General features: G+C 55.9%; 6 protein-coding genes, 1 tRNA gene and 1 pseudogene. 3 read left to right on the plus strand and 5 right to left on the minus strand.

Annotation, left to right across the window (positions count from 1 at the left end; translation table 11 throughout):
* Positions 1 to 311 (minus strand): annotated as a pseudogene (locus tag B3Y70_RS10875) (acetate kinase); the annotation flags it as partial.
* A gap of 16 nt (positions 312 to 327) precedes the next feature.
* Positions 328 to 2,787 (minus strand): bifunctional diguanylate cyclase/phosphodiesterase, encoded by a 2,460-nt coding sequence (locus tag B3Y70_RS10880; protein WP_273031460.1) that lies wholly within the window; start codon positions 2,785 to 2,787, stop codon positions 328 to 330.
* A gap of 242 nt (positions 2,788 to 3,029) precedes the next feature.
* Between B3Y70_RS10880 and ccoM the strand changes: the two genes are divergently transcribed.
* Positions 3,030 to 3,173 (plus strand): cytochrome c oxidase subunit CcoM, encoded by a 144-nt coding sequence (ccoM, locus tag B3Y70_RS17600; protein WP_273031458.1) that lies wholly within the window; start codon positions 3,030 to 3,032, stop codon positions 3,171 to 3,173.
* 20 nt (positions 3,174 to 3,193) lie between these two features.
* On the opposite strand, the gene B3Y70_RS10890 is transcribed toward ccoM, so the two are convergent.
* From B3Y70_RS10890 to B3Y70_RS10900, 3 genes are all read right to left on the minus strand, one after another.
* Positions 3,194 to 3,269, minus strand: a tRNA-Glu gene (locus tag B3Y70_RS10890).
* An 86-nt stretch (positions 3,270 to 3,355) separates the two neighbouring features.
* Entirely contained in the window at positions 3,356 to 4,261 is a 906-nt protein-coding gene (locus B3Y70_RS10895) for a TIGR01777 family oxidoreductase (RefSeq protein ID WP_273031456.1), read from the minus strand.
* 40 nt (positions 4,262 to 4,301) lie between these two features.
* Positions 4,302 to 4,679: a sirohydrochlorin chelatase gene (locus B3Y70_RS10900; RefSeq protein WP_286896177.1), complete on the minus strand. Its 378-nt coding sequence runs from the start codon at positions 4,677 to 4,679 to the stop codon at positions 4,302 to 4,304.
* A gap of 101 nt (positions 4,680 to 4,780) precedes the next feature.
* On the opposite strand from B3Y70_RS10900, the gene B3Y70_RS10905 reads away from it, so the two are divergent.
* Both B3Y70_RS10905 and B3Y70_RS10910 read left to right on the plus strand, forming a co-directional pair.
* Positions 4,781 to 5,383, plus strand: a complete 603-nt coding sequence (locus B3Y70_RS10905; protein WP_273031454.1) for a DUF924 family protein — start codon at positions 4,781 to 4,783, stop codon at positions 5,381 to 5,383.
* 98 nt (positions 5,384 to 5,481) lie between these two features.
* Entirely contained in the window at positions 5,482 to 6,228 is a 747-nt protein-coding gene (locus tag B3Y70_RS10910) for a TetR/AcrR family transcriptional regulator (protein ID WP_273031452.1), read from the plus strand.
* The last annotated feature ends 121 nt before the right edge of the window (positions 6,229 to 6,349 follow it).

Below are 6,349 nucleotides of genomic sequence, written 5' to 3' on the forward strand. Positions count from 1 at the left end.
GTTTGATCATCAATCAACGAAGCTTCACGGAAGGTTTCGCCCCCATGGACCACTCGATGGCCAACAGCCATGGGTTCGCCCGTCATCAGAGCCCGGTCTTTAAATGCGTTGACGAGCGCCGCCAGCGCCTGGCTGTGGCTGGCACCGGAAGGTAAGTGAACCGGTGTTTCATCGCCATTGATGCGTGCAAAGGCATCGGATTGATTAAGTCTTTCCGCCAGGGCGGAGGTGATTTTCTGGTGGTCGTGATCAAACAGGGCGAGTTTCAGTGATGAACTGCCGCAGTTCACGACCAGGATTGAGTCGTCCATGGTTGTGCCGTATTGATTACTTTAGATTGGCCCGCTCATTGGTTTCGAGCCAGTGAATGAAGTCCTGCTCGGGCAGGGGGCGACTATAGAAGTAACCCTGGGAGTAGTCGCAATGCTCCGCTTTCAGGAAGTGGGTCTGGTCTTCTTCCTCAACGCCTTCGGCGACCACTTTCAGGCCAAGACTGTGGGCCATGTTGATGATCGCGCGAACCAGGGAAGCATCTTCGTTTTCTTTCAGGACATCCTGAACAAATGACTTGTCGATTTTCAGGGTATCGAAGGGGTAGCTTTTCAGATAGCTCAGTGCCGAATAGCCCGTTCCGAAATCATCAACCGAAAGACGAATCCCCACTTTATCGAGCTGCTTCAGGATGTCGGCCGTTTCGATGGAATTGTCCAGAATCAGGCGTTCGGTAATTTCCAGTTCCAGCAGTTCCGGCCGCAAATTGCTGTCGTTCAGTGCGCGCATAATGGCATCGGTAAACCCGGGGTCCCGGAACTGGCGTGGTGATACGTTGACGGCAATGCTGATCTCACGCCCGGTCATCGCCTGCCAGCAGTATGCGGCTTTACAGGCTTCCTTGACCACCCATTCGCCGATGGGAATGATCAGTCCGGTTTCCTCAGCCAGCGGAATAAAGCGATCCGGCATCACCATGCCCATGGCCGGGTTGTTCCAGCGAAGCAGGGCTTCTGCCGCGACCAGGCCACCACTGGCGGTGTCCACAATGGGCTGGAAATAGAGCTCGAATTCACCGAGTTCCAGCGCCTTACGCATGTGTGATTCCATCTGCAGGCGCTCGTGGGAAACCTCGGTCATCTCCGGGGTAAAGCGGGCATAGGCACTCTTGCCTTTATGTTTGGCTTCGTACATGGCCGCATCGGCGTGCTGGAGCAGGGTGCCGCTGTTATCCGAGTCGTCCGGGAAGGTGGCGATGCCAATACTGGTCGTAACGAACACTTCCTGGCCGCTGAGCATGAACGGAGGTGCGAAGGTTTTCAGAATACGTTCAGCAACCTGGCAGGAGGCATCCGGCCCATTCAGCCCCGGCAGCACCACAAGGAATTCATCACCTCCCAGTCGGGCAACGGTACTGGTGCCTCGCAGGCAACTGGAGATCCGGCGTGCGGCTTCAATCAGCAGGGTGTCGCCGGCATCGTGGCCGAGGGTGTCGTTGATGTGCTTGAAGTTATCCAGGTCCAGGAACATCACACCAACTTTGGATTCATCACGTCTTGCCTGAGCCAATGCCAGTTTCAGGCGATCCAGCGCAAGCATCCGGTTGGGAAGTCCGGTAAGGATGTCGTAGTTCGCTTGCCGCAACAGTTGTTGCTCGTAACGTTTGCGGATACTGATGTCTTCCCCGAGTATCAGGTAACCGGTTGTTTCGCCGTTGTTGTCCTTGATGGGGGTGACCACGAGTTGTTCCCAGTAGCGCTCGCCATTTCTCCGGGTGCTGTTCACTTCACCCTGCCATACGCCCACCCGCTGCACCTGAAGCCTGATGGATTTCCAAAGTTGCCTGGCTTCGTGGGAATCCACACCGGGGTCAATAAGCGAGGACGGGTGCTTGCCGATGATTTCAGACGGGCTGTGCCCCGTCAGCTGGCTGAACTTCCGGTTTGCATATTCAATGCGCCATTGCCGATCACAGATCAGAACCGACGACGGGCTCTGGTCGATGGCTTTGGAGAATTTTCGGATTTCGGCTTCATCCCGTTCCCGCCTTGCCACGTCATCGGTAAGGCGTTCGCGCATCTGGTTAATGGCTTCCGTCACCATACCCAGTTCATCACGCTGGTAAGCCGGCGTATCAGGTCTATCCAGTTCTAGCGGGCGCGCAAGATTCCGCAATGACAGATCGCGGGTGTAGTCAGCCATGTCAGCCAGGTGGCGGGTGACCAGGTGGCGGAAGATCCATAGAATCAGAATGGAGACAAAGAAAACGATCAGGAACTGGGTGCCAAGAATGAACCCCACCCGGCGCCGCAGCTCATCGTACACTCGCTGCAGGCTGGCGGTTATGGTGAGTTCGCCCAGCTGGAACTCTGCATCGTCACGATAGATCAGCTCAAAACTGTGGGTGAGGGTATCGGCTTCTCTCGGGAGCTCTCCCATGACGAGCTCTGAGTCCGGTTCGATCCGGAGCCGAAGGTGTTCGATATCAGGCAGGCTGAGAATACCGTCCATCTGGGTTTGCAGGTGCTTCTGGTCGAGCGCCCAGAGGCTCTGGGCAAGACTGGAGCGATAACCGGATTCGATAACCTGCATCCGCTGTTCAATCTTGGACAGATCCTCGCGGTAGTCCGAGTAGATCTGGATGCCGGATGCCAGCAATGTAAAGGCAGAGCTGAACAGAAGGATCCATGCCACCAGCCGGAAAGATAAAGGAGAGGCTGCACGAAAACGTTTCAAACGCGTCGCAATGTCTGGCATGTCTTTGATTTTTCGACCATCCAAGGAAGTATCGGACATAGCAATTACAGAAGCGATCCCTGACTTTGTTACCTGTATTCCCTTGCCTACGACTATAGCAGCAGTTTATGGCAAATGCGCTGCAAACTCAGGATAAATCGGGAGAAATGGGGGAGAGCGTCTCACTTTGGCAATTATTGCAATGACGAAATGTGCTTGATGCAGATCAATACGGGGGCACCAGTGCAGGCGTAACCTGAGCTTAATCAAGTTTCACAGGTACAGGAGACGTAACCATGTATATGGACGCAGTTGTAATCGCAGGAATCGCAACAGTGCTGCTGATGATCGGCTTCTTTGTGGGTGTCGGCATCTTTGTGATGAAAGACCAGAAGAGCCATGCTGCCAAAGGGGAGAAGCACCATCAAGGTGGTCATGGCAGGTGACGATCATTGAGCTTTGAAATTGGCGTCCCCTAGGGGGTTCGAACCCCTGTTGCCGCCGTGAAAGGGCGGAGTCCTAGGCCACTAGACGAAGGGGACGCAACGTTTTCAAAAGCTTGCCTCGTCGAGGTGGCGCGTATATTAAGTAAGGCACCCGGGGCTGTCAACGGTTTTTCTGAAAAAAATTACCTGCCGGTACTTTCCCTCAGAGCGGCTTCCAGTTCCGGGTACCGGAATTCAAAACCCTCACGTCTGAGCCGTTCCGGTACTGCCTTCTGGCCGGTCAGTAACAGGCCAGCCATTTCCCCCAGCATCAGTTTCAGTGCAGGCGCCGGTGCCGGTATAACGGCCGGGCGGTGCAGAACCTGTGCCAGCGTTTTGGTGAACTCCGCATTGGTAACCGGATTCGGGCTGACCATGTTGTAGGGGCCGCTTGCCGTTGGCGTATCCAGCATCCAGAGCAGACCGGAAACCACGTCATCCCGGTGAACCCAGGGCATGTATTGCCGCCCGGAACCCAGCTTGCCGCCAAGTCCGAGTTTGAAAGGCAGCATCATCCGTTGCAAAAAGCCGCCGTTACGGCCGGCCACCACGCCAGTGCGGGACAGGCATACGCGTACACCATCAGCTTCGAGCTTTAGTGCCTCCTGTTCCCAGTCCCGGCAAAGTTGGTGTGTGAACTCATCGTGGGGTTCTGTGTCTTCGGTAACCAGGTGATCCCCCTGGTTGCCATAGAAGCCAACGGCGGACCCGGACACAAGAACCTCCGGCATGTTATCCCAGGTTCTGACCACCTCGACCAGAGTGCGGGTAAGATCAATGCGGCTGGCACGAAGCTGTTGCTTGCGGGCTTGGCTCCATCGTTTGTCGGCAATACCTTCCCCGGCCAGGTTGATGACTGCATCGAAGCCCGGATGTGCGCGCAAGTTTGCAAGATCGTCAGTGACTTCTACCCGGCCGCAGATGGCTCGCACGGAATCCGGTTTCTGGCGGCTAAGGACCGTTAGCGTATAACCCCGTTCAATTAACTGTCGGCACAGTATGTGGCCGATAAACCCTGTGGCGCCGGTGACCAGTATACGTTTGTCCATGGCTTGCCTCCTGCGATCGGAATCCGTCGTTGGTTCTTTGTCAGTGCTCAGAGCGCTCCAGTTCCTCCTTCACCACATCACGGATGGCCAACCCAAGCCTCGGATTCTTCCCGATTGGTTCTGCCAGGCGGATAGTAACGCCGTGTTCCGCCTCCAGCCTTTCGATCATGGCTGGAACATCTTTTCGCAAGTGACGGCCGGCAGCGAGAAACAGAGGAACAACCGTGAACTGCTCCGTGCCTTGTTGTTTGGCCTCGGCCACAATGGTATCCAGTGAGGGTTCCGCCAGTTCCATATAGGCGATGGCCGCATTGTCAACTGATGCAACGGTAGGTTCGGCCAGCTTCTCGAAGGTTTCGCACCAGCGTGCGTCGCTGCTGCCGTGGGCCAGTAGAATAATCTGGTGAGGTTGGGTCATAACGTCTCCGATCTGGTCGTTTGTCTTGATACGACCGTAAACTTGACGACAGTGGGTCGTTTAAAGTGATCCTGACAATCAATGTATCAGGGAGTTGTCAGATGTTCGATTGGAAAGAGCTTCTGGATTTCTGGTTCGGTGAATTAGATGAAAATGGTATTCCTGATCGCGATCATCGCAACCGTTGGTTTCGCAGCGACCGGGCTTTCGATCAGGAAATCCGGCGCCGGTTTTTGTCTCTGGTGCTGTTTGCCTCGGAGCAGGGGTTAGATCACTGGCGTAAAGCCGCCGGAGGCTCGCTTGCTGAGATTCTTCTGCTGGACCAGTTCACCCGAAATATTTTTCGCGGAGGCGCCATGGCCTTTGACAACGACCGGCTGGCCAGGCAGTTGTGCCGTGGCGCAATGCAGCGAGGACAGGATCTGGAGCTGCCCCCGGTGCAACGCGCCTTCCTCTATATGCCGCTGCAACACTCCGAGAAGCTGGCTGATCAGGATCTTTCAGTAGAGTGCTATCAGCAGTTGTCTGCCACCACCGACGGCGTTCTGGGAGACTTTCTTGGCAGCTTTCTGCAATCGGCTCGCGATCACCGGGATATTATTGCCCGGTTTGGCCGTTTTCCCCATCGCAACAAAGCTCTGAAGCGCGCCTCTTCGCCGGACGAACTGGCTTATCTTGAAGGTGGGCCACGCTTTGGCCAGTAGAGCTGGCCAGTTTGATGATCGGTTCAACGAATTGGCAGTCGATAACGGGCACACTCACTCACACGCAATAACAAGAAAATCAGCGGAGTGAGAACAGGATGTCATCTTCCAACCCGGCGGTGAACGATGGCCCGGGCGCCAATAAAGCTATGCCCAACGATAACAGGGCCCTAGGGCGGGGTGGCAGAACCACTCGGGCCAAAAGTGAAATCCGGCGTCATGCCATTCTCAAGGCAACCATCCGGGTAGCGGCCAAAAACGGTATCAAAGGTATCAAGCATCGTTCCGTCGCCAAGGAAGCGGGGGTTCCCTTGGCCGCAACCACCTACTATTTCCGAGACATCAATGAGTTGATCAGCGATGCCTTCATGCTTTACGCAAAAGAAGCCGGCGCAGAACTGAAAGCGTTCCACGACACCTTGAATCTGGTACTTGATGGTGTGCCCCCTGAGCAATTGCGCCGGGGTGCTGAGTTTCGTCCGGAACTGTGTCAGCGCCTGACTGACTTTGCCCGGGCCTGGATGCAGGAGCAGTTTACACGCCGGCGGGAGCAGGTACTGGCAGAGCAGGTGTTTGTGATGGAGGCGCTCAGGGACGACCGCCTGGCCAGGGTGGCACGCCGGTATCGGCAGTCCTGGATTGACGGTCTGGAGCAGCTTCTGCAGCGCCTGGATTCGCCATGCCCTCGCCAGGACGGCACCCTGATCGTCAATGTGGTGCTGGGTATGAGCTACGATCTGTTGCTGGAGGTGCCCGGCACCGAGGCGGAGGTGTTGAGCGCGTCGGTGGCCAGGATCGTTCAGCTGGCGCTTGGGGTGGAACCTGAAGACCTGCGTGCACCATGATTATCGGCGGTTGTGAAATTTTTTCACGAAAGTGTTGACGGCCCCCGAGTTATCAGTAGAATACGCAGCCGTTGTCAGGCAACGCCCGGCAACAATCAGCGGGAATAGCTCAGTTGGTAGA

This window comes from Marinobacter sp. UBA5687, from assembly GCF_002420325.1.
GTDB lineage: Bacteria > Pseudomonadota > Gammaproteobacteria > Pseudomonadales > Oleiphilaceae > Marinobacter > Marinobacter nauticus.